Source organism: Altererythrobacter sp. H2, assembly GCF_035319885.1.
Taxonomy (GTDB): Bacteria; Pseudomonadota; Alphaproteobacteria; order Sphingomonadales; family Sphingomonadaceae; genus 34-65-8.
Genome location: NZ_CP141285.1, coordinates 2,199,824 through 2,222,188, shown reverse-complemented (window position 1 = coordinate 2,222,188; position 22,365 = coordinate 2,199,824). Strand labels below are relative to the sequence as shown.

The 22,365-nt window shown below is 64.7% G+C and carries 27 protein-coding genes; 12 read left to right on the top strand and 15 right to left on the bottom strand.

Annotated features, from left to right (window positions below; all coding sequences use genetic code 11):
- Positions 1-42 precede the first annotated feature (42 nt).
- Positions 43-990, bottom strand: coding sequence for a tRNA (adenosine(37)-N6)-dimethylallyltransferase MiaA (gene miaA / locus U4960_RS11050; protein ID WP_324260694.1), 948 nt, complete (start codon positions 988-990; stop codon positions 43-45).
- Between miaA and serB the strand changes: the two genes are divergently transcribed.
- Positions 983-1,867, top strand: coding sequence for a phosphoserine phosphatase SerB (gene serB, locus U4960_RS11045; RefSeq protein WP_324260693.1), 885 nt, complete (start codon positions 983-985; stop codon positions 1,865-1,867). The two genes, miaA and serB, sit on opposite strands and share 8 nt — an antisense overlap.
- Here the strand turns inward: serB and U4960_RS11040 are convergent.
- Entirely contained in the window at positions 1,864-2,535 is a 672-nt protein-coding gene (locus U4960_RS11040; RefSeq protein ID WP_324260692.1) for a nitroreductase family protein, read from the bottom strand. The genes serB and U4960_RS11040 overlap by 4 nt on opposite strands.
- A gap of 94 nt (positions 2,536-2,629) precedes the next feature.
- On the opposite strand from U4960_RS11040, the gene U4960_RS11035 reads away from it, so the two are divergent.
- The gene (locus tag U4960_RS11035; protein WP_324260691.1) at positions 2,630-3,433 is read left to right on the top strand and encodes a Coq4 family protein; all 804 of its coding nucleotides are present in this window, start codon (positions 2,630-2,632) and stop codon (positions 3,431-3,433) included.
- On the opposite strand, the gene U4960_RS11030 is transcribed toward U4960_RS11035, so the two are convergent.
- The 4 genes from U4960_RS11030 to U4960_RS11015 are packed head-to-tail and all read right to left on the bottom strand — an operon-like array spanning position 3,430 to position 7,139.
- Complete coding sequence (locus U4960_RS11030) at positions 3,430-3,759, bottom strand: DUF6122 family protein (RefSeq protein WP_324260690.1); 330 nt, start codon at positions 3,757-3,759, stop codon at positions 3,430-3,432. The genes U4960_RS11035 and U4960_RS11030 overlap by 4 nt on opposite strands.
- 44 nt (positions 3,760-3,803) lie before the next feature.
- Positions 3,804-6,044, bottom strand: a complete 2,241-nt coding sequence (purL, locus tag U4960_RS11025) for a phosphoribosylformylglycinamidine synthase subunit PurL (RefSeq protein ID WP_324260689.1) — start codon at positions 6,042-6,044, stop codon at positions 3,804-3,806.
- A 32-nt stretch (positions 6,045-6,076) separates the two neighbouring features.
- Positions 6,077-6,733 carry a hypothetical protein gene (locus tag U4960_RS11020; protein ID WP_324260688.1) on the bottom strand — a complete coding sequence of 219 codons (657 nt, stop codon included), beginning with the start codon at positions 6,731-6,733 and terminating at the stop codon, positions 6,077-6,079.
- Between the two features lie 4 nt (positions 6,734-6,737).
- Positions 6,738-7,139, bottom strand: a complete 402-nt coding sequence (locus U4960_RS11015; RefSeq protein ID WP_324260687.1) for a DUF2177 family protein — start codon at positions 7,137-7,139, stop codon at positions 6,738-6,740.
- A 61-nt stretch (positions 7,140-7,200) separates the two neighbouring features.
- On the opposite strand from U4960_RS11015, the gene U4960_RS11010 reads away from it, so the two are divergent.
- The 5 genes from U4960_RS11010 (at position 7,201) to queA (ending at position 10,663) form a co-directional block, all read left to right on the top strand.
- Positions 7,201-7,452, top strand: coding sequence for an exodeoxyribonuclease VII small subunit (locus tag U4960_RS11010; protein WP_324260686.1), 252 nt, complete (start codon positions 7,201-7,203; stop codon positions 7,450-7,452).
- A complete protein-coding gene (locus tag U4960_RS11005) occupies positions 7,439-8,356 on the top strand; it encodes a polyprenyl synthetase family protein (protein WP_324260685.1) in 918 nt (305 codons plus the stop codon). Before U4960_RS11010 ends, U4960_RS11005 begins: the two co-directional genes overlap by 14 nt.
- Complete coding sequence (gene coaD, locus U4960_RS11000) at positions 8,356-8,868, top strand: pantetheine-phosphate adenylyltransferase (RefSeq protein ID WP_324260684.1); 513 nt, start codon at positions 8,356-8,358, stop codon at positions 8,866-8,868. Before U4960_RS11005 ends, coaD begins: the two co-directional genes overlap by 1 nt.
- Positions 8,869-8,956: 88 nt before the next feature.
- Positions 8,957-9,625, top strand: coding sequence for a peptidylprolyl isomerase (locus U4960_RS10995; protein ID WP_324260683.1), 669 nt, complete (start codon positions 8,957-8,959; stop codon positions 9,623-9,625).
- A gap of 9 nt (positions 9,626-9,634) precedes the next feature.
- A complete protein-coding gene (queA, locus tag U4960_RS10990; RefSeq protein ID WP_324260682.1) occupies positions 9,635-10,663 on the top strand; it encodes a tRNA preQ1(34) S-adenosylmethionine ribosyltransferase-isomerase QueA in 1,029 nt (342 codons plus the stop codon).
- A 5-nt stretch (positions 10,664-10,668) separates the two neighbouring features.
- Here the strand turns inward: queA and U4960_RS10985 are convergent, their stop codons facing one another.
- The gene (locus U4960_RS10985) at positions 10,669-11,235 is read right to left on the bottom strand and encodes a TetR/AcrR family transcriptional regulator (protein ID WP_324260681.1); all 567 of its coding nucleotides are present in this window, start codon (positions 11,233-11,235) and stop codon (positions 10,669-10,671) included.
- Positions 11,236-11,291: 56 nt separating this feature from the next.
- On the opposite strand from U4960_RS10985, the gene U4960_RS10980 reads away from it, so the two are divergent.
- The 4 genes from U4960_RS10980 to tgt are packed head-to-tail and all read left to right on the top strand — an operon-like array spanning position 11,292 to position 15,577.
- Positions 11,292-12,716 carry a carotenoid oxygenase family protein gene (locus U4960_RS10980; RefSeq protein ID WP_324260680.1) on the top strand — a complete coding sequence of 475 codons (1,425 nt, stop codon included), beginning with the start codon at positions 11,292-11,294 and terminating at the stop codon, positions 12,714-12,716.
- A 5-nt stretch (positions 12,717-12,721) separates the two neighbouring features.
- Positions 12,722-13,660 (top strand): ABC transporter ATP-binding protein, encoded by a 939-nt coding sequence (locus U4960_RS10975; RefSeq protein WP_324260679.1) that lies wholly within the window; start codon positions 12,722-12,724, stop codon positions 13,658-13,660.
- Positions 13,657-14,424 carry an ABC transporter permease gene (locus U4960_RS10970; RefSeq protein WP_324260678.1) on the top strand — a complete coding sequence of 256 codons (768 nt, stop codon included), beginning with the start codon at positions 13,657-13,659 and terminating at the stop codon, positions 14,422-14,424. The genes U4960_RS10975 and U4960_RS10970 overlap by 4 nt, the downstream gene beginning before the upstream one ends.
- 19 nt (positions 14,425-14,443) lie before the next feature.
- The gene (gene tgt / locus U4960_RS10965; RefSeq protein WP_324260677.1) at positions 14,444-15,577 is read left to right on the top strand and encodes a tRNA guanosine(34) transglycosylase Tgt; all 1,134 of its coding nucleotides are present in this window, start codon (positions 14,444-14,446) and stop codon (positions 15,575-15,577) included.
- Here the strand turns inward: tgt and U4960_RS10960 are convergent.
- Both U4960_RS10960 and rpsD read right to left on the bottom strand, forming a co-directional pair.
- Positions 15,574-16,206, bottom strand: coding sequence for an NAD(P)H-dependent oxidoreductase (locus tag U4960_RS10960; protein ID WP_324260676.1), 633 nt, complete (start codon positions 16,204-16,206; stop codon positions 15,574-15,576). The genes tgt and U4960_RS10960 overlap by 4 nt on opposite strands.
- Positions 16,207-16,305: 99 nt before the next feature.
- A complete protein-coding gene (gene rpsD / locus U4960_RS10955) occupies positions 16,306-16,920 on the bottom strand; it encodes a 30S ribosomal protein S4 (RefSeq protein ID WP_324260675.1) in 615 nt (204 codons plus the stop codon).
- 237 nt (positions 16,921-17,157) lie between these two features.
- Here rpsD and U4960_RS10950 point away from each other — a divergent pair, with 237 nt between their 5' ends.
- The gene (locus tag U4960_RS10950) at positions 17,158-17,469 is read left to right on the top strand and encodes a chorismate mutase (protein WP_324260674.1); all 312 of its coding nucleotides are present in this window, start codon (positions 17,158-17,160) and stop codon (positions 17,467-17,469) included.
- Here the strand turns inward: U4960_RS10950 and U4960_RS10945 are convergent.
- Genes U4960_RS10945 through U4960_RS10920 form a run of 6 tightly spaced genes read right to left on the bottom strand, consistent with a single transcriptional unit; the run spans position 17,459 to position 22,278 of the window.
- Positions 17,459-18,172 carry an RNA methyltransferase gene (locus U4960_RS10945; protein WP_324260673.1) on the bottom strand — a complete coding sequence of 238 codons (714 nt, stop codon included), beginning with the start codon at positions 18,170-18,172 and terminating at the stop codon, positions 17,459-17,461. The two genes, U4960_RS10950 and U4960_RS10945, sit on opposite strands and share 11 nt — an antisense overlap.
- A 7-nt stretch (positions 18,173-18,179) precedes the next feature.
- Entirely contained in the window at positions 18,180-18,659 is a 480-nt protein-coding gene (gene nrdR, locus U4960_RS10940) for a transcriptional regulator NrdR (protein WP_324260672.1), read from the bottom strand.
- The gene (gene glyA / locus U4960_RS10935) at positions 18,660-19,970 is read right to left on the bottom strand and encodes a serine hydroxymethyltransferase (protein WP_324260671.1); all 1,311 of its coding nucleotides are present in this window, start codon (positions 19,968-19,970) and stop codon (positions 18,660-18,662) included.
- Positions 19,971-19,981: 11 nt separating this feature from the next.
- Positions 19,982-20,419 carry a ribose 5-phosphate isomerase B gene (gene rpiB / locus U4960_RS10930; RefSeq protein ID WP_324260670.1) on the bottom strand — a complete coding sequence of 146 codons (438 nt, stop codon included), beginning with the start codon at positions 20,417-20,419 and terminating at the stop codon, positions 19,982-19,984.
- Between the two features lie 57 nt (positions 20,420-20,476).
- A complete protein-coding gene (locus U4960_RS10925) occupies positions 20,477-21,097 on the bottom strand; it encodes a peptidylprolyl isomerase (protein WP_324260669.1) in 621 nt (206 codons plus the stop codon).
- 26 nt (positions 21,098-21,123) lie between these two features.
- Complete coding sequence (locus U4960_RS10920; protein ID WP_324260668.1) at positions 21,124-22,278, bottom strand: alpha-hydroxy acid oxidase; 1,155 nt, start codon at positions 22,276-22,278, stop codon at positions 21,124-21,126.
- Positions 22,279-22,365: the final 87 nt, after the last annotated feature.

Here is a 22,365-nt window from a genome sequence, read left to right as displayed (position 1 = left end):
TAGGTGGGTGCCTCTAGGAGACGAAAAATATCCTGTCAACGTCTAAAAATGAAACAATGATGCGAAATGCCGCTCAATCGAATCATTTTGTAACTCGATGCGGGGCCATTCCCGGGGTGGCTGGTTGCGGAACCAGGTATACTGCCGTTTGGCATACTGACGGGTGGCAAGCTGTCCAGCAGCCAAGGCTTGCTCCGGCGAAACCTCGCCTTTCAGCAGCGCCGAGATTTCGGGAACGCCAATGGCGCGCATGACGGGCAGGGCGGGATCAAGTGCTCGCCCCAGCAGGGCCTCTACTTCCGCCAACGCGCCTTGTTCGAGCATCTGTGCAAACCGCCGGTCGCACCGTGCGAACAGCCATTCTCGCGGGGGCAGGAGAACGAGCGGGTGGAGCGCAATCTGGCTGGCGATCCCGCCCTCGATCCGGCCCTGCCATTCACCGAGCGGCCGCCCGGTGGAGCGGACCACCTCCAGCGCCCGGGCGATTCGCTGACTGTCAGCCGGGGCGAGCCGCGCAGCGCGTTCGGGATCTTCTGTCTGAAGTGCCGCATAGGCCTGCTCGACCGGTAGGGCACGAACGGCGGTGCGCACTTCCGGCTCGATTGCCGGGATTGGCGCGATCCCGTCCAGCAGGGTGCGCAGGTAAAGCCCGGTCCCGCCGACCAGCACTGGCACGGCACCCTCGGTATGGAGAACCCCAATCTCGCGCTTCGCCGCTGCGGCCCAGTCTGCGGCGGAACAGGCGCTGGCCCCATCCCATGCACCGAACAGGCGATGCTCGATGCAGCCCATTTCCTCCGGCGTGGGCCGCGCGCTCAGTACGGCAAGGTCAGCATAAACCTGGGCGCTGTCGGCGTTGAGAATCACCGCTCGCCGGCCGGCCTGCTCCAGCCGCTGAGCCAGCGCGACGGCCAATGCGCTCTTGCCGCTGGCGGTCGGCCCTGCGATGAGCGCGACCGGATTTCGCTCAGGAGAACAGGCAGTGCTCATCGCCCGGCTGATAGCAGACCCGGCCACACTTGAAACGCGCCTCGACGCGGCAATTGCTGCGCTGGAGGAAAATAGTCTGCGGGTGGCCTCGGCCGCGCTGCTCGAACGAGTTGAAGGCGTGGTTGAACTGACTTTGCCGGAAGGCGATCCTGCGGCGCTGCTGGCGGTGCTGGACAGCCATTTCGATTCCGCCGACATGCTGGCCGCGCAGGATCTGATCACCCTGCCGCGCCTGTTCGTCTCCGACATGGATTCGACCATGATCGGGCAGGAATGCATTGACGAGCTGGCCGATTATGCCGGGCTGAAGGATCAGATCGCCGGAATCACCGAGCGGGCCATGCAGGGGGAACTCGATTTTGAAAGCGCCTTGCGCGAACGGGTCGGCCTGCTTGCGGGCTTGGGTGAGGAGGCGATTGATCAATGCCTGACCGACCGGATTCGCCCGATGGAAGGCGCGCGCACCCTCGTTGCCACCCTGCGGGCGCATGGGGTGCGGACAGTGCTGGTGACCGGCGGCTTTCACCACTTTGCCGACCCGGTGGCCGAGTTGCTGGGGTTTGAGCGAGTGGTCGGCAACCGGCTGGAAGTGGGCGCGGGCCAGCTGACCGGCGGGCTGCTCGGCGATGTCGCCGACAGTGGGACCAAGCTGCGGGTATTACAGGATGAAGCGGCGCAACTTGGGGAGAATGTCGTCACCCTGGCGACCGGCGACGGGGCCAACGACATCCCGATGATCGAGGCGGCGACCTATGGCGTTGCCTACCGGGCCAAGCCCAAGGCCCGCCTCGCCGCCAACGGCCGCATTGACCGGGGCGACCTGACCAGCGTCTTGAAGCTGCTCGGCATCCCGCGCAGCGACTGGACGGCGGCCTAGAGCCAGCTGGTGATCTGCTCCAGCGGCTTCTTGCGCACGGCATGGGCGGGCACGGTCGCGTCGGGGGCGGGCAGGCCTGTAACCACGATCATCAGAGGCTTTTCGTGCTCCGGCCGGCCGCAGATCTTCCGCAGGAAACCCATCGGGGAGGGCGTGTGGGTCAGTGTCGCGCAGCCCGCTTCGTGCAGGGTCGCCAGCAGCAGCCCGCAGGCGATCCCGACGCTCTCGTTGATATAGTAGTTCTGCGTCTTGCCGTCTTCCTCGATCCCGCCCTTGCGTTGGGCGAACACGACGATCAGCCAGGGCGCGGTTTCGAGGAACGGCTTGTCGGCATCGGTGCCGAGATCCTTGAGCGCATCGAGCCATTCATCGCTTGCCTTGCCTGCATAGAAGGCGCGCTCTTCCGCCTCTGCTGCTTCGCGGATTGCGCGCCTGGTTTCAGGCGAGGAGATGACCGCAAAGTGCCACGGTTGGTGGTTGGCGCCGTTGGGTGCGCTGCCAGCCGCAAGGATCGCGTGTTCGATCACTTGGCGCGGCACCGGGGCATCGGCGAAATAACGGCAGCTGCGCCGGGTTGCCAGCCGCTCTCGCATTGCCGTGGCGCGGGCAATGCGCTCGGCATCGGTCAGGTCGGGCAGGGTGTAGGGCAGGGTCTGGTGCGGTCGCATGGGGCTTTCTATCCCGCCTGTTCGCCCGCCGCGAGGGTCTTGTTACGGAGCACTATTGACAGTATTGTAAGTACACCCGTGCATGGAGTGCCCGATGGAACTGATCGACCGCCCGCTCGTACACCCCCGCCGCAAGGTCACTGGCTTTCGCCCGATCAAGGCGATGCGCCATTTCGGCAAGCTGGTGGCGGACAAGGAAGACACCGAGCAGGTGTTCCAGATCATCGATGCGCTCAAGGGGCGCAAGAGTGTGTGGCAGATGGCTGATTTCATCGCCACCCCGCAGGCCAGGATGCTGCTGGAGCGGGGCGAGGCGCTGCCGCCGCTGCTCGACGATCATGCCCGCTGGGCCAAATGCGCGCCCAATTCGCTCGCCCGCCGTTATGTCGAATTCATGGAGCGCGAAGGGCTGACCGCGGCCGGGCTGGTGGCGGAAAGCCACAAGTTCAAGCCGAAGGACGAGCGGTTCGAGGACCTCTACGAATGGTACATCGAGCGGCTGCGCGATACGCATGACCTCTTTCACGTGCTGACCGGCTATGGCCGCGATCCGCTGGGCGAACTGTGCCTGCTCGGCTTCAGTTACGAGCAGAACCATTCGCCCGGCGTGCTGTTCATTGCCTGGATGGGCGCACGGCAGATGGCGAAGGAAACGGGCATGAGGGCGCCGGTCATGGAGGCGCTGGCCGAAGGGCGCAGGCTGGGGCGCGAGGCCGACAAGCTGGCCCATGCTGACCTGCTCACCACGCTGCCTGATGATATCGATGCAGTGCGTGCGCGGCTTAAGATCGGCAAGCCGGAGGCCTATCGCCAGTGCCTGCGCCTGTTCGAGGACCTGCCGACGCGCGAGGGCGGGTGGCAGGTGCAGTTGCCCGAATCGCAAGCCAGGGCGGCCTAAAGCCCCATCATCCGGCAATCGCCCCAGTCGACCGCAAGGTGCCACAGCGCACCGAGCCCAAGCGCGCGAGCCCACCATTTCGGCACCAGCAGCAACAGGCCGTAGATCACGGCAGCCCAGATCGTGTGCAGCGGGTGGAAGCCGATCGAGCAGCGGTCCGGATCGAACATCGGGGTGGCCAGCAAGTGGTCTAAATCGATCAGGTTGGCGGCGAGGATCACCAGCCCCGCGCGCTGCCAGTTCTCCCGCCAGAACAGCCAGCCAAGTGCGAACGGCGCGAGGAAATGGCCGGAGTAGTGGACCAGGGCTGGGAGGAGGTCAGGCATGGTCACGCACCGTCAGTCCGTAAGTTCCCGCCTGCGCGGGGGCCTCACCCCTCCATCCACTCCGCAAAGAAGTGATCATTCGCGGCTCGCAGGTCAGATAGCGCAACGTCTAGCACAGCCTCTCCGCCGACTGTCCCGATGCGCTGGAAACCGATCAGAGAGGCCGCCTCGGACTCCGGCCCTTCGGCAAGAATGGCGTTGAAGGCGTCGATATCGGTGTCAGAAACCGTCACCACATAACGGGCCTGATCCTCGCCAAACCACCACTGTGCTGGGGTGTAGGCTTTGTCTTGCATGACGGTCGCACCGATACCGCCCTTGAGGGCCATTTCTGCCAGCGCCACTGCCAGACCGCCATCTGAGATGTCATGCACCGCATTGACCAGCCCGGCGGCGATCAAGTTGCGTACGATCAAACCGACGCCCAGTTCCGCTTGCAGGTCGACCGGAGGTGCGCGGCCTTCATCGCGGCCCATGACGTCGAGCAGCCAGCGCGACTTACCGAGGTGAGAGCGGGTCGGGTCGGGCTTGGCCCAGAAGTCGGGCGCGACCAGATAGATCGCATCCCCGTCGTTCTTGAACCCCATCGTCATCATCCTGGAATAGTCATCGATGATGCCGACCCCGCCGATCGCGGGGGTGGGTAGGATGGCCGAGCCGCCGCCGGTCGCCTTGCTCTCGTTGTAGAGGCTGACGTTGCCGCTCACGATCGGAAAGTCGAGCGCGCGGCAGGCGTCGCCCATGCCTTCAAGCGCATGGACCAGCTGCGCCATGATTTCGGGCCGCTGCGGGTTGGCGAAGTTGAGGCAGTTGGTCACCGCCAGCGGCCGCGCGCCCACCGCGCAGAGGTTGCGGTAAGCCTCGGCAATCGCCTGCTTGCCGCCTTCGTAGGGGTCAGCATAGACATAGCGCGGGGTGCAGTCGGTGGTGATTGCCAGCGCCTTCCTGGTGCCATGCACCCGCACCACGCCCGCATCACCGCCGGTCTGGAGCGTGTCGGCCCCGACCTGGCTGTCATACTGTTCGTAAATCCATCGCTTGCTGGCGAGGTTGGGCGTGGCCATCAGCTTGAGCAGATCCGCGCCGATATCGGTGCTTTCGGGCACCTCGCCGAGCGGCTTGATCTGCGCCCAGGCCTTGTATTCTTCCTTGGAAAGATAGGGCCGGTCATAGAGCGGCGCGTCGGCGGCCAAGGGCCCCAGCGGAATGTCGCACACGACCTCGCCGTTCCATTCCAGCACCATATGCCCGGTATCGGTCACTTCGCCGATCACCGCGAAGTCGAGTTCCCACTTCCTGAAGATCGCTTCCGCCATCGGCTCCTTGCCGGGCTTGAGGACCATGAGCATCCGCTCCTGGCTCTCGCTCAGCATCATCTCGTAGGGCGTCATGCCTTCTTCGCGGCAGGGGACCATGTTCATGTCGAGCCGGATGCCGGCCTTGCCGTTGGTCGCCATTTCGACGCTGGAGCTGGTCAGCCCCGCCGCGCCCATATCCTGGATCGCGACGATGGCATCCGTGGCCATCAGTTCGAGGCAGGCCTCGATCAGCAGCTTCTCGGTGAAGGGATCGCCCACCTGCACCGTGGGGCGCTTGGCATCGGCATCCTCGCCGAAATCCGCGCTGGCCATGGTTGCTCCGTGGATGCCGTCACGCCCGGTCTTGGAGCCGACATAGACGATCGGATTGCCGACCCCGGTGGCGGCGCTGTAGAAAATCTTGTCCGCATCCGCGACGCCGACGGTCATCGCGTTGACGAGGATATTGCCGTCATAGGCGGGGTGGAAATTGGTCTCGCCCGCCACAGTCGGCACGCCCACGCAATTGCCGTAGCCGCCGATCCCCGCGACCACGCCCTTGACCAGATGCTGCATCTTGGGGTGCTCTGGCCGGCCGAAGCGCAGCGCGTTGGCGTTGGCGATGGGGCGCGCGCCCATGGTAAACACGTCGCGCAGGATGCCGCCCACACCGGTTGCCGCGCCCTGATAGGGCTCGATGTAGCTGGGGTGGTTGTGGCTCTCCATCTTGAAGATCGCCGCCTGACCATCGCCGATGTCGATCACGCCCGCGTTCTCGCCCGGGCCGCAAATGACCCACGGGGCCTCGGTCGGCAGTTTCTTGAGGTGCAGGCGGCTCGACTTGTACGAGCAATGCTCCGACCACATGACCGAGAAGATGCCGAGCTCCACCGTATTGGGCTCGCGCCCCAGCGCATGCAGGACGCGCTCGTATTCTTCCGGGGAGAGGCCGTGGGACTCGACGATTTCGGGCGTGATCTGGCTCATGGCGCGCCCTTAGCGGGCGGCGGGCTTTCCCGCTAGCCCCGCGCAGACGCCTGCGTGCGGGTTCTCCCCACCCACCAGGCGAGCGCCGTAACCAGTGCGTAGGCAATCAGCGCGGTGCCGTAGAGCTCCGGCCCGGCCTCGGTCGGGGGCGGACCGAACCAGTTTACGGCCTGGATGAGCGCGAGCACGCCGCCGAGCGCCATAACCGGCAGTAACGGCCCGCGCCGCACTTTCACATACCAGGCGAGCGCGCCGAAGGTCAGCACCAGTTCCAATGGCATGGCGATCATCGGGTGATCCCACAGCGCCAAACCCAGCGGCGGCGGGCTGCCCGCCAGTGTCAGATCAGGCGCGTGCACCAGCAGATCAAGGAACCAGTGAGCTAGCACCACCGCGCCGCCAATCATTGCCGCAGTGCGGTCACGCACGATCACCCACAGCAGACCAGCAAAGCCGGCAGCCCATACCGCGCTCCCCAGCAGGCTATGGGTATAGGGCATGTGATAGAAATCAATCGGGTTCATCACCGTCAGACCGGGCACCACCCGCATGTGCTCCATGCCAGCCCAGGCGAGGGCAAAGAATCCCCAGTCGACCAGTTGCGCGGCGACGAACAGCGTGCCTAGGCCGGGTGACTTCTTGCTGACCGCCGCAGCGGCGAGGGCAGGGGCCCAGTGACCGATGAACACGCGGCTAGCTGGCGAATTTCAGCGTGGCCCAGCAGGCGACGCCGGAGGCAACCGCCGTGGCGAATGCGCCCCAGGCGATGTCCATCACGCTGATCTGGGTCGACCACACCTTGAGCACCGCTTGGCTGGTCAGGTCGAATGTGGCGTAGCACAGGGCGCCCAGCAGCGCGCCATTGAGGACTGCGATGGATACCTGTCCGCTGGCGATGCCAGGTTTGATCGCGAACCAGACCATCCCGGCAACGTAGATCAGGTAAAATGCTATGGCCGCGCCCCAGCGCACCTCGCTCGCCATGATCGCGCCGATCACCGGACGATAGAGATTGGGCGCGGCCCAGCGCAGCCAGAAGGCGTCAAGAATGCCGAACGAAATGGCGGCGGCAAGATAGGCGATAATCCACTTCATTTGGCTTTCCCCGTTTTGCGCAGCTTGACCAAGCGCGGGCCGCCGGTCAATGCTCCTGCACATGGCAGAGGGTTCCCCGGATATCGCAGGGCTGAGCTTCGAGGATGCGCTGCGTGCGCTCGAAGAAGTCGTGCGCAAGCTCGAAAGCGGCGAAGTGCCGCTCGACCAGTCGATCGATCTCTACGAACGCGGCGAGGCGCTGCGCAAGCACTGCCAGGCGCGGCTCGACGCGGCTCAGGCCCGGATCGAAAAGATCGTCACCGGCGCCAATGGCGAAGCGCGCGGGGCGGTGCCGTTCGATGCCGACGGCTGACGCGGTGGGTGCCGCTCCGACCATCCTGTCCGAAGCGCTGACGGCCATTCAGAGCGAGGTCGACGGAACTTTTGACTCCATGCTCCCAGTGCCGCCGGATACCCGTGCACGGCTGGTGGAGGCCATGCGTTATGCCGTAATTGGCGGCGGCAAGAGGGTCCGCCCGTTGCTGGTGGCCACAGTTGCCGGCATGTACGGGGTCGAGCGCAATATCGCGGTCCGGGCGGGCTGCGCGGTCGAGGCGATCCACGTCTATTCGCTGATCCACGATGACCTGCCGTGTATGGACGATGACGACCTGCGCCACGGCAAACCGACGCTGCACAAGGCGTTCGACGAGGCAACCGCGGTGCTGGCCGGGGATTCGCTCCATGCGCTGGCGTTCGAGATCCTGGCCGATCCCATGCTCAGCGGCGATCCCTTTACGCGGGCACAACTGGTCTCCACGCTGGCGACGGCGAGCGGGATGAACGGCATGGCCGGCGGCCAGATGATGGACATGATGGCAGACGGGGCGGACTATGACCTCCACACCATCACCCGCCTGCAACAGCTCAAGACCGGCGCACTGCTTGCCGCCTCGGTCGAGATGGGGGCAATCCTGGGCCATCTGTCGCCCGAGGGGCGCGGGCACCTGCGCGCCTATGCCCGTGACATCGGCCTCGCTTTCCAGATCGCCGACGATCTGCTCGACGTTGAGGGCGACGCAGACAAGGCCGGCAAGGCGCTGCGCAAGGACGAGGAACAGGGCAAGCAGACCTTCGTCACCCTGATGGGAGTCGCGGGGGCGCGGGCGCAGGCGAATGCTCTGGTCGAGCAGGCAGTGGGCCATCTCGCCGCGCATGGCCGCGAGGCGGACCTTTTGCGCGCACTTGCCCGTTATATTGTGGAGAGGGACCACTGATGAGCCAACGCATCGGCATCTATCCGGGCACATTCGACCCGATCACGCTGGGCCACGCCGACATTATCCGGCGCGGCAGCAAGCTGGTCGACACGCTGATCATTGGCGTCACTACCAATCCCAGCAAGAACCCGATGTTTTCGACCGAGGAGCGCCTCGCCATGGTCGAGCGCGAGGTGGCTGCGCTCGGCCTCGATAACGTCGAGGTGGTCGGCTTCAACGCGCTCCTGGTCAAGTTCGCGCGGGCAAAGGGTGCCAATGTTCTGGTGCGGGGCCTGCGGGCGGTGGCTGACTTCGAATACGAGTACCAGATGGCGGGCATGAATCAGCAGCTCGACCATTCGATCGAGACGGTCTTTCTTATGGCCGACGTCTCGCTCCAGCCGATCGCGTCGAAACTGGTCAAGGAAATCGCTCTGTTTGGCGGTGACATAACGCCGTTCGTCAGCAAGGTCGTGTGTGACGATGTGATCGCCCGGGTGGAAACCCTGGGCCAGCTCGGGGACTACTGAACGCCATTGCCCGTCAGCTATTCATTGAAGTGACAGCCGCGCGCGGCTAGACCGCATCCTCGATACCGAAGGACAGTACGGGATTTCCATGCTCAAAGCCCTGATTGCTGCTGGTGCGCTTGCCGCGCTGGTTGCCACACCCGCCGTTGCCCGTGCCCAGGAGGAAGCGCCGGCTGCGCCGCGCGTATACCAGCCGATCAACTTCAACATCGAAGAGGACCGGGAGAACATTCTCCTGCTCGACCTGTCCAACGGCAAGCGGGTGGCGATCCGCCTAATGCCGGACTGGGCACCTGCCCATATCGACCGGGTCAAGACTCTCGCCCGGCAGGGCTTCTATGACGGGGTGATTTTTCACCGCGTGATCGACGGATTCATGGCGCAGACCGGCGACCCGACCGGAACCGGCCGTGGCGGATCGGAATTGCCGGACCTCACTGCTGAATTCAATCCGATGCCGCACTTGCGCGGCACTGTGTCGATGGCCCGTGCGGCGTCGGATGACAGTGCCAACAGCCAGTTTTTCATCGTCTTTTACCCGCGCTTCAGCCTCGACAAGAAGTACACCAACTTCGGCCGGGTGATAGCGGGGATGGATGCGGTTGACGCGATCCAGCGCGGCGAGCCGCCCGCCAACCCGACCACGATCCTGCAGGCCTCGATCGCCGCAGACAACAAGCCGCCACGCCTTGCCCCGCCGCCGGCGGCGCCGGAGGCGATCTCGGTCGACGATCTCAACGCCCCGATCAGCCAGTAAGATTCAGCCATGAAGGTCGACCTGTTCGACTTCGACCTGCCGCAGGAGCTGATCGCCCTGAGGCCGGCCGTGCCGCGCGATGCCGCGCGGTTGCTCCATGTCACCGCAGACGGACCGTTCACTGATCGAACCGTGCGTGACCTGCCCGACCTGCTACAGCCGGGCGACGTGCTGGTGTTCAACGATACCCGCGTGATCCCGGCGCAACTGGAGGGGCTGCGGGGAGAGGCCAGGATTGGCGCAACGCTGCACAAGCGGCTCGACCTGCGCCGCTGGCAGGCCTTCATCCGCAATGCCAAGCGCCTGCGCGAAGGGGACAGGATCGAATTTCCTGCCGGAGTTTGCGCGATTGCCGAGGCTCGGCTCGCTGATGGCAGCTTCACCCTTCGGTTTGAGGGCGACGAGCCGGTGGAGGTGCTGCTGGAAAGGGCAGGGCAGGTTCCGCTGCCGCCCTATATCGCGGGGAAGCGCGCGATCGACGAGCGTGATCGCGAGGATTACCAGACCATGTTCGCGCGCGAGGATGGGGCGGTTGCTGCGCCTACGGCCGCGCTTCATTTTACACCCGGGCTGTTGGCGGCCCTCGATGCGCGCGGGTTCAGACGCGAGACGCTCACCCTGCATGTTGGCGCAGGTACGTTCCTTCCCGTGAAGGCGCAGGACACGGCCGACCACCAGATGCACAGCGAGTGGGGCCGGATCGAGGCTGCCACCGCTGATCGCCTCAACGCAGCGCGCGCGGCAGGTGGCCGGGTGATCGCGGTTGGCACCACCAGCCTGCGCCTGCTTGAAAGCGCGACCGGAGAGGACGGCGTCATCCGCCCGTTCGCGGGCGACACCGACATCTTCATCACGCCCGGTTACAGCTTCCGCGCGGTCGACGGACTGATGACCAATTTCCACCTGCCGAAATCAACATTGATGATGCTTGTCAGTGCGCTGATGGGCCGCGAGCGGATGATGGCGGCCTATGCCCACGCTATCCGCGATGGATATCGCTTCTACAGCTACGGGGATTCCAGTCTGCTGATTCCCTGATCCGATCAGCGGAGAAACAGCCCCTCGGTGTCGAGTAGCCGGTCAATCAGGGCGTCATCGGCAGGAAATCGTCCATCGAGCATGAGCATGGCGATGCCGTGGGCGATCGCCCAGGCTTGCAGGGCCATGCGTTCCGCACTGTCTTCATCGGGTGTGAGGCTCCGAGTCATCTGTACCAGCAGCAGCCAGGCGCGGTCTTCCTTGTGACCGGCGTGACTTTCCGGGACTCCATGCGAGAACATCAGACGGAACAGGGCGGGATGGGCCAGGGCAAAGCGGACGTAGGTCCGCCCAGAGGCACTGAAACCGGCCGCGCCGCCGCCAGCTTCTTCGGCCGCCCTCTGTTGCGCAGATGCAAGCCGGTCCAGCCCTTCGGCGGCGAGGGCAGCAAGCAGGGCGCTCTTGTTGGGAAAGTGGCGATAGACTGCGGTTGGCGAGACGCCGACCGAGCGGGCCAGCGCCCGCAGCGAGATGTCGACGTCCCCAGCATCCTTCTCAAGCGCAGCCAGTCCCGCCTCGATCAGGGCTTCGCGCAGGGCGCCGTGGTGGTAGGTTTCAGGCGATGTTGACACTGTTATCTTTGCGGCTATGTTAACGTCGTTCACTTTATAGGGAAGGCGAGTCGGTCATGGCAAGTGTCATCGAGAGAACCATCCGCAAGGCGGTTACCCCGGCCATCATGGCCGTTGCAGGAATGAACCGCACCCGGCTCGATGGGGCCGACCGCAATCCCTTCGTCAACGGCGTCCACACACCGATGGCCGACGAATTGACGCTCGACGCTTTGACGGTGACTGGTACAATCCCCGCTGAACTGGATGGTCGCTATGTGCGGATCGGTCCGAACCCGTTTCGTGATCCCGGCAAGGGCCATCACTGGTTCCTGGGCGACGGGATGGTTCACGGCGTCCGGCTGCGCGCCGGGAAGGCTGAGTGGTATCGCAACCGCTACATCCGTTCGCAGGAACTGGAGGGCAAGGGTGGTCCGGCGGCCGTTCCCGGTCCGCGACGGGGGCGGGCTGACACGGTCAACACCAATGTACTGGGCGTGGGCGGCAAGATCATGGCCCTGGTCGAGGCCGGATCGTTTCCGGTCGAACTGGACGATAATCTCGAATCGGTGGCCTATTCCGACTTCGGCGGCGGCCTGACCGGCAGCTTTACGGCCCATCCGCACCAGTGCCCTGACACAGGCGAATTCCATGCGATCTGCTATGACGGGATGGTCCATGACACGATCCGCCACGTAGTCCTTGATCGTGCGGGCAAGGTCCTGCGGGAAACGCCTGTCACAGTGGTCAACGGCCCCTCGATTCATGACTGCGCGCTGACCGCAAACTACGCGGTGGTGCTGGATCTGCCGGTGACCTTCTCGATTAAGGCGGTGATCAACGGTTACCAGTTCCCATACCGCTGGAACGCGGACCACAAGGCACGCGTCGGGCTGGTGCCGCGCCAGGGCGGTGAGCCGATCTGGTGCGAGGTTGATCCCTGCTACGTTTTCCACGTTGGCAACAGCTTCGAGGATGATTCTGGCCGGGTCGTGATCGACCTGTGCGCTTACGAGACGATTTTCGATGGCGATATGCCGGGGCCCTACGGCCGCCCCCTTGGGCTCGAGCGGTGGACCATCGACCCACAAACCGGCACGGTTTCCCGGATGACGCTGGACCGGGCCGGGCAGGAGTTCCCGCGTCCGGACGAACGCTACTTCACCAAGCCCTATCGCTACCTCTGGTCGATGGGCCTCCCGGAGGATGGGGATCTGGAATTCGTCGCGCCGATGCCGCTTTATCGCCACGACCTCGTAACCGGCGAGCGGATCGCGCATGATTTCGGCGAGGGCCGCATTCCTGGCGAGTTCGTCTTCGTCCCGCGCAACGAAAGTGCCCCTGAAGGCGATGGCTGGGTTATGGGCTATGTGATCGACCGCAACGCCCGCACCAGCGTGCTGGAAATCCTTGATGCCATGACGCTGGGCCCGGTTGCCTCAGTCGCTATCCCCCATCTCGTTCCGCCGGGGTTCCACGGCAACTGGATTGCCGCTAGCTGAGGCAGGTGGATGCGATTCTCGAACTCGAAGGGCTCAGCAAGACCTACCCGGGTGGGTTGAAGGCGCTCGATTCGGTCGACCTGACTGTCCACAAGGGCGAAATCTTCGCGCTGCTCGGCCCCAACGGTGCGGGCAAGACCACGCTGATCGGTGCGGTCTGCGGCTTGGTGCGGCCCACGGCCGGAACGATGCGCGCCTTCGGGCATGACCTCGCGACCGACTGGCGCCGCGCGCGGGCCCGGATCGGGCTGGTACCGCAGGAACTCGCCACTGATATGTTCGAGCCGGTCATCCGCGCGGTTAGCTATTCGCGCGGGCTGTTCGGCCTGCCGCCCGATAAGGCCCGGATCGAAGAAATCCTCCGCTCGCTCAGCCTGTGGGACAAGCGTGACGAGCGGATCATGGCGCTGTCAGGCGGGATGAAGCGGCGGGTGCTGATTGCCAAGGCTATGGCGCACGAGCCTGACCTGCTGTTCCTCGACGAGCCGACCGCCGGCGTCGACGTAGAACTGCGGCGCGACATGTGGCGCCAGATCGATGCCATGCGCGCGCGCGGGGTGACCATCGTGCTCACCACCCACTACATCGAGGAAGCCGAAGAAATGGCGGACCGCGTGGGAATCATTCGCGGCGGCCGGATCCTGATGGTGGACGACAAGGCGGCCATGATGGCCCGACTCGGGCGGACTGAAGCGATCATCGATCTGGTTCAGCCACTCGCTTCGCTTCCCGAGGCCTTGCAGGGGTTCCCGGTCCATCTGGAGCAGGATGGCCACCGATTGTGCTATCGCGGTGGGGACGGGACCGGCAAGGGCAAGGCGGAGATAGCCGCGCTGGTCAAGGCGCTGGTGGCGGCCGGGATCGACTTTGCCGGGATCGACATCCACGAATCTTCGCTGGAGGACATTTTCGTCGGCCTTCTGTCAGAGGGGCAGGCGGCATGAGCTTCAACTGGCGCGGCACCTGGGCGATCTACCAGCGCGAGCTGCTGCGGTTCCTGCGCACGGCATTCCAGTCGATCCTCTCGCCGGTGCTGACGACCTCGCTCTATTTCATCGTTTTCGGAGCGGCGATTGGCGGACGGATGCCGGACCTTGGCGGGGTCGAGTATGCCGCCTTCATCATCCCCGGCCTGCTGATGCTGACCCTGCTGGGGGAAACCACCAGCAATTCGAGCTTCGGGATCTATATGCCGCGGTTCACCGGCACGATTTACGAACTGCTCAGCGCGCCGGTCGGTGTGGCTGAAACCCTGGTCGGTTTCGTCGGGGCCGCCGCCACAAAGAGCCTGATCCTCGCCGCGATCATCCTCGCCACGGCAACGCTGTTCGTCGACTACACCATCGCCCACCCCCTGTGGGCGGTGCTCTACATCATGCTGGTTGCCGCCGCCTTCAGCCTGTTCGGGTTCATTCTCGGTATCTGGGCGGACAATTTCGAGAAGCTGGGCATAATTCCCATGCTGATCCTCACGCCGCTGACCTTCCTCGGCGGAACGTTCTATTCAATCGAGATGCTGCCCAAGCCGTGGGACATGCTCGCGCTGGCCAATCCGATCGTCTACCTCGTCAACGGATTGCGGTGGACCTTCTACGGCAGCTCGGACGTGTCTTTTGCCGTGTCGCTGGGCATCACGCTCGGCTTTCTGGCGCTGTGCACGACCATCATTGCGGTGATTTTCCGCACCGGCTGGCGGCTGCGGGCCTGACGCGCTAGGGGCGCGGACCATGACCAGCCCGCGCTTTGCTTTCGAACTCCATGCCACTGACGGGAAGGCCCGCACCGGCCTGATCCGGATGCGTCGGGGCGAGATCCGCACGCCCGCGTTCATGCCGGTCGGCACTGCGGCGACGGTCAAGGCGATGAAGCCTGAAAGCGTGCGCGCGACCGGTGCCGATATCATCCTCGGCAACACCTACCACCTGATGCTGAGGCCGGGGGCAGAGCGGGTGGCGCGGCTCGGCGGCCTCCACCGGTTCATGAACTGGGACCGCCCGATCCTGACCGACAGCGGCGGCTATCAGGTGATGAGCCTCAGCGACCTGCGCAAGCTGACCGAGCAGGGGGTGGAGTTCCGCAGCCATCTCGACGGCTCGAAACACATGCTGACGCCGGAGCGGAGCATGGAAATCCAGCGCTTGCTCGGCAGCGATATCGTCATGGCCTTCGACGAATGCCCGCGCGCGGACCGCCCGCGTGACGAAATCGCCGCGAGCATGGAACTGTCGATGCGCTGGGCACGGCGCAGCCGCGATGGCTTTGATGCAGGCGGCGAACATGCGGAAGGTGCAGCGCTGTTCGGCATCCAGCAGGGCGCGCTCGACGAGGACCTCCGGCGCATTTCGGCCGAAAAGCTGCGCGAGATCGGCTTCGATGGCTATGCCGTCGGCGGCCTCGCCGTGGGCGAGGGGCAAGAGGCGATGTTCGCCACGCTCGATTTCGCGCCCGATATGCTTCCCACAGACCGCCCGCGCTATCTCATGGGGGTGGGGAAACCTGACGATCTGGTCGGCGCGGTCGAGCGCGGGATCGACATGTTCGATTGTGTGCTTCCGACCCGCTCCGGGCGCAACGGGCAGGCCTTCACCTGGAACGGCCCGCGCAACCTGAGGAACGCCCGCCACGCAGAGGATACCGGCCCGCTGGATGAGCGCTGCCCGTGCCCGACCTGTGCCAGCTACAGCCGCGCCTACCTTCATCACCTGCAGAAATCAGGTGAAATCCTTGGTGCGATGCTGGTGACCGAGCACAACCTCGCGTTCTACCAGCACCTGATGCAATCGATGCGCGAGGCGATAGCAGCAGGGCGGTTCGCTCCGTTCGCGAGCGAGTTCCGGCGCGGGTATCTGGGGACAGGCTAAGGGTTGCGGCCCAGGAATGCCGCGAGCCGCGGTGACTTCTTGCCCGGCTCCTTCGGCCGGATGGATCGTGCCAGCTTCGCAATCCGCGCCTCCCAGCCGGGCAGTGATTTTTCCGCTGCACCCTTGCGGACTGGCCCGAGCGCGAGAATGCGCACTGGCCGGAAGCCGCAGAATTCCAGCACCTGCTTGCGCCATCGCTTGATCACGGCGTTGCCGTAACTCAGCCGCAGGAAGAGTGGCGGGGTGTCCATCGTGATGAGTGCATCGGCAGATCGCCCTGCAAGTAGCCTGTCCCACCAGGGGTCGTCGGCGTGATAGGAAAACGCGAAGCCGGGCAGCAGCAGCCGGTCGATCAATCCCTTGAGCAGGGCCGGTTCGGCGCCCCACCACATCGGGAATGCCAGGACGAGATGGTCACAGGCGTCAAGTGCTTCGGCAAAGCGATGCAGGTCCGGCTCCCATTCCGTCCGCTTTGCGTATCCATGCTTGAGAACCGGATCGAAAACGAGATCAGCCAGTGAGAACCGCACCACCGATACCGAGGCTGGCAAAGCCGCAGCGTAAGTATCGAGCAGGTGGGCGGACAACCGATCTCTGTCGGGATGTCCGTCAATCATCAGTACCCGCATAGTGCACCCCCCTTTCGGAGGAGGGTTATCGCATATCTGCTGAACGAAAAAGGGCGGCCCCGCAGGACCGCCCTCTTGTTTCGTCGCTGTCCCTCAGGATCAGCGCGAGTAGAATTCGACCACCAGGTTCGGTTCCATGGTGACGGGGTAAGGCACCTCGTCCAGCTTGGGAACGCGGGTAAAGGTGATCTTGTCGGTGCCGTCAGGCGCAACATAATCGGGAATGTCACGCTCGGGCAGGCTCTGCGCTTCGATCACCAGCACCATTTCCTGGGCCTTCTTGCCGAGGCTGATCACGTCGCCCACGTCGATCCGGCGGCTCGCAATGTTGCACTTCACGCCGTTGACGTGGATGTGGCCGTGGCTGACGATCTGGCGCGCAGCGAAAATGGTCGGTGCGAACTTGGCGCGGTAGACCACCATGTCAAGGCGGCGCTCGAGCAGGCCGATCAGGTTCTGCGAAGTATCGCCCTTCATCCGCGACGCTTCCTGGTAGGTGCGCTTGAACTGCTTCTCGGTCACATCGCCGTAGTAGCCCTTGAGCTTCTGCTTGGCGCGCAACTGCAGGCCGAAGTCGCTGACCTTGCCCTTGCGGCGCTGGCCATGCTGGCCGGGGCCATAGGAACGCTTGTTAACCGGAGAATTGGGACGACCCCAGATGTTTTCTCCCATCCGGCGGTCGAGTTTGTACTTGGCGCTTTTGCGCTTCGACATGTGTCGCATCCTTCGATTTGCTGAACCATCCCCCCAATCCACTTTGAACTGGAGCTGGCCATTCAACCCGGCATCGCACCACCTGACTTGCTGTCATGCGCGGCCACCGCTTCACCGGGGTGCGGGGCCAATTGCGAGCGCGCGCCCTAGCAGGATTGCCGCCCCCGTCAAGGTGGTTGGGGGGCAAGCCAATCCGGCACTCGACAAATGGCCGTGCGCGGGGCAGGGCGCGCGACCATGAACGAACAGTCGAAAGCCCCCGAGGACTGCGCGACCATGGCCGAAGTGCGGGCCGGGGTCGATGCAACCGATCGCGCACTGATGGACCTGCTCGACCGCAGGTTCGGCTACATGCGCGCCGCCGCCCGGATCAAAGCCGATCGCGGCGTGGTTCGCGATGAGGCGCGTAAAGCACAGGTTATCGGAAATGCCCGCGCCGATGCCGCCGTGCGGGGCCTTCCTGCGGATGCACTGGCAGCCATCTGGGAGCAGCTGGTCGAGGCTTCGATTGCCTATGAACTGGTCGAGTGGGACCGGATCAGGACCTGACGCTGCGCCCCAGCGTCGTCAGCACCCCGCGCAGGGTGCGGACTTCGAAGTGGTTCCAGCCCGGCTTGGTCAGCACCCCGCGCAAGGTGCGGCGGGTCGCTTCGGCCCTTCCTTCGGGGAGGAAATAGCCGCGCGGCTCCAGCAAGGCTTCGAAGTGGGCGATCAGGCCTTCCAGCTCTTCCTGCGGTGCCGGCGGCAGAATTTCCTCTTCCGGCGGTGAAGCCAGATCCAGTGATTTGGACCATTCATAGGCACACAGGACGACCGCCTGGGCTAGGTTGAGCGAGCCGAAGTCCGGGTTGATCGGCACGGTCACGATGGTGCGGGCGAGAGCGACATCCTCGGTTTCCAACCCGGAGCGTTCGGCCCCGAATAGAATGGCATTGCGCCCTGGCTGCGCGTGGATTTGCTGCGCAGCTAACTCTGGGGTCACGACGGGCTTGGTCACGCCGCGCTTGCGCACGGTTGTGGCATAGACATGGGCGCAGTCGGCCACGGCCTCGGCCGTGGTCTCATAGACCTTTGCCTGGGCCAGCACCGCATCTGCACCCGCCGCGGCCGGCCCGGCTGATGGGTTGGGCCAGCCATCGCGCGGTGAGACCAGCCGCATTTCGGTCAATCCGAAATTGAGCATGGCCCGCGCCGCCTTGCCGATATTCTCGCCCAGCTGCGGGCGGACGAGGACGATCACGGGCGCGTTCACGCTGACATCAACCTTTGCCCGCTGCTTCCTGCACAGTGCTGGCGAATTCCTCGAAATCCTTTGCCTCGCTGAAATCGCGATAGACGCTGGCGAAGCGGATGTAGGCGACGCTGTCGATCTGGCGCAGCCCTTCCATCACCAGCTCGCCGATGCGGGAAGACGGCACTTCGCTCTCGCCGGACACTTCGAGCTGGCGCTGGATGCCGGAGACGAGCTGGTCGATCCGTTCCTGCGCCACCCCGCGCTTGCGGCAGGCGAGGGCGACCGATTGTTCCAGTTTGCGCCGGTCGAATGCCTCGCGGCGCCCTTCGTTTTCCTCGGCGCCGCTCTTGACCACCACCACTTCGCGCAATTGCACCCGTTCAAATGTGGTGAAGCGTGCGCCGCAGCTGTCGCACTGCCGCCGCCGCCGGATCGAGGTGTTGTCCTCGGTCGGGCGGCTGTCCTTTACCTGGCTGTCGTCATGGGCACAGAACGGGCAGCGCATTTATCGTCCCGGATAGACGGGGAAGCGGGTGCAGAGTGCCTCGACCCGGCCGCGAACGCTTTCCTCCACCTGGGCATCGCCTTCGGGGCCATTCTTGGCGAGGCCGTCAACCACCTCAGCGATCAGCTTGCCGACTTCGCGGAACTCCTCGACCCCGAACCCGCGGGTCGTGCCCGCCGGGGTGCCGAGCCGCACGCCGCTGGTCACGAACGGGCTGCGCGTGTCGTAGGGGATGCCGTTCTTGTTGCAGGTCAGCCAGGCCCGGTCGAGGCCCTTTTCGGCGTCCTTGCCGGTCACGTTCTTTGCCGTGAGATCGACCAGCATCGAGTGGTTGTCAGTCCCGCCCGAGACGATCCGAAGGCCATGCTCTTCGAGGCTGGCGGCAAGTGCGCGCGCATTCTCGACCACGGCGCGGGCATAGGCCTTGAATTCGGGGCGCAGCGCCTCGCGGAAGGCAACTGCCTTGGCCGCGACCACATGCATCAGCGGGCCGCCCTGCAAGCCGGGGAAGACCGCCATGTTGAGCGGCTTGGTCAGCGCCTCGTCGTTCCACAGGATCACGCCCGAGCGTGGCCCCCGCAGGGACTTGTGGGTCGTGCTGGTGACGATGTGGGCATGGGGGAAGGGCGAGGGGTGCGCGCCCCCAGCCACCAGCCCCGAGATGTGGCTCATGTCGCACAGCAGGTAGGCACCGACTTCGTCGGCGATTTCGCGGAACCGCTTGAAGTCCCAGGTGCGCGAATAGGCGGTGCCGCCGCAGATGATCAGCTTCGGCTTGTGCTCGCGGGCGGTGGCAGCGACCTGATCCATGTCGATCTGCTCGTCGTCCTTGCGCACGCCATAGGCGACGGGGTTGAACCACTTGCCGCTCATGTTGACCGGCGATCCGTGGGTCAGGTGGCCACCCGAATTGAGATCCAGCCCCATGAACGTGTCGCCCGGATTGAGCAGGGCGAGGAACACCGCCTGGTTCATCTGGCTACCGCTGTTGGGCTGGACGTTGGCAAAGTTGCAGCCGAACAGCTCCTTCGCCCGCTCGATGGCCAGCGTTTCGACCACGTCGGCATATTCGCATCCGCCGTAGTAACGCTTGCCGGGATAACCTTCGGCATACTTGTTGGTAAACACGCTGCCGGTCGCTTCAAGCACCGCGCGGCTGGCGATGTTTTCGCTCGCGATCAGCTCGATCTTGTTCTGCTGGCGTTTGAGTTCGTTCTGCACCGCAGCGGCAATTTCCGGATCGGCCGTGGCGAGGTCATCCTGCCAGAAGCGGGTCATCAGGTCGGCGGTGCTCATTTCAGCGGTGGTCATCGGAAAATGCCTCAGCAGCTGGGGGTGGAAAGCTTGTCGACGCGGCGCTGGTGCCGGCCTCCGGCAAACGGTGTCTCGAGGAAGGCGGTGACGCAGGCCTTGGCCATGTCGATCCCAGTCAGGCGCGCGCCCATGGCAAGGACATTGGCGTCGTTGTGTTCGCGGGCAAGAGCCGCCGAAAGCGGTTCGGACACCAGCGCGCAGCGCACTGCCGGGTTGCGATTCACCGCAATGGAAATGCCGATCCCGCTGCCGCACAGGGCAATGCCGCGCGTCGCCGTGCCGTCTGCAATCACCGAAGCGAGGGTGTAGCCGTAGTCCGGATAATCGACGCTTTCAGCACTGTCCGGCCCAAGGTCGGCCACTTCGTGACCGTGCTCGATCAACCAGTCGCGCAGTTCAGCCTTGAGGGCGATGGCAGCATGGTCTGAGGCTATGGCGATACGCATGGCGGCCCCATAGTGGCTCAGGCGACGTTCCGCCACCCCGGACGCGCGGGTTTTAGACTAGTTCGGCAGGATTCGCCTGGCCCGCAGCACCTTGACCGGCTGGGCCAGCATTTGCCCTTTCAGCCAGCCTTCGCCCTTGTCGGGATCTGGCGGCAGAGCGTGGATCGCCTGGACCACGTCCATTCCCTCGACGACATATCCGAACACGGCATAACCGTTGCGCCAGACGGGATCGTCCGAGGCAGGGTCGGCATCAAGGCCGGTCTGGTCCTGCACCATGATCGAGAAGTCGCCGTTGGCAGTGCCCGGCTCTTCCATCGCCATCGACAGCGCGCCGTTGGTGTGGCTGAGGCCGGTGACCGAGGTCGGCTCATGCGGGATGCCGGGCAGAATGCGTTTGGGATCCCACTGGGTGCCGCCCTGAATCAGGCCATTTGGCTTGGGCTCCCGGTCAAGGTGCATGGCGCGGTAAAACACGATTCCGTCAAACCGCTTCTCATCGACATAGCGCAGGAAGTTGGCCGCGGTGATCGGCGCGCGTTCGGTTTCGATCCGCACGGTAATCGTGCCGAGGGTTGTTTCCAGCGCGACCAGGTCGGTGCGCGGCGGTGGAGTTTCCTGCGCGGCAAGGGGAGCGGTCAGGAAGGCGGCGATTACGAGGATGATTCGGCGGAGCATGGGTGCAAGTCTACTCGCTTATCCCGTCATTGCGAGCGGCGGCGCAGCATTTCGCGGTTCAACTGGCGGACTTCGGTCACCCCCATCAACCGCATTCCGCGTTCGATCTCGTCCTTCAGCAGGGTCAGCGCGCGCTCCACCCCGTCCTGCCCGGCTGCGGCGAGGGCGTAGAGATAGAGCCGCCCGCCCGATGCCGCAGTGGCTCCGGTAGCGAGCGCCTTGAGCACGTGGGTGCCGCGTCGGACGCCGCCGTCGCAGATCACCTCGATCTGCCCGCCAACCGCGTCGATGATCTCCTCGAGCTGGTCGAACGGGGCGCGGCTGCCATCGAGCTGGCGCCCGCCGTGGTTGGAGACCATGATCGCATTCGCGCCGATCTCCACGGCACGGCGGGCGTCGGCCACGCTCATCACGCCCTTGAGGCAGAAGGTTCCGCCCCAGTCCTGCCGGATACGCGCCGCGGTATCCCAGTCCATGCTGGTATCGAGCATGGTGTTGAAATACTCCGCGATACTCACCGCCTTGCCGGTGCCTTCGCTGACGTGGCTATCGAGGTTGGGCAGGCGGAACTTCTCGTGGAACATGTAGTCGAGCGCCCAGCGCGGGCGGGTGGCATAGGACCAGACGGCGCGCGGGGTGAACCTGGGCGGGGTGGTGAAGCCGGACCGCTGGCACCGTTCCCGCTTGCCCGAAACGATGGTGTCGACGGTGAGTGCGATGGCGTCAAACCCGCTCGCCTTGCACCGCTCGATCATCGAGGTGTTGAGCCCCTTGTCCTTATGGACGTAGAGCTGGAACATCTTCGGTCCGCTGGTTAGTGCCGCGATCTCCTCGATGCTGACGGTCGCCAGGCTGGAGATGCCGAACCACAGGCCGAACTTCTCTGCCGCACGGGCCACCGCGCGCTCACCCTGCCAGTGGAACACGCGCTGGAGCGCGGTGGGGCTGAGGACAAGGGGCAGGGCGCTTTGCCGTCCCATGATCGTACAGCGGGTATCGATCTGTTCGACCCCGGCGAGCACGTTGGGGACGAGGTCCACATCATCGAACGCGGCGGTATTTCGGCGCCTGGTGAGTTCATCATCGGCAGCGCCGTCGATATAGTCGAACACCGGCCACGGCAGGCGCCGCTTGGCGAGGATGCGGAGATCGGCGATGTTGTGGCAGTCGGACAGGCGCATCCGGCGGCTCTAACAGCCCCGCGAGCGCGAACCAATCCATTCATGCAGGCTTCAGGTTTACAGACGTAATCGATACGCTTACACACG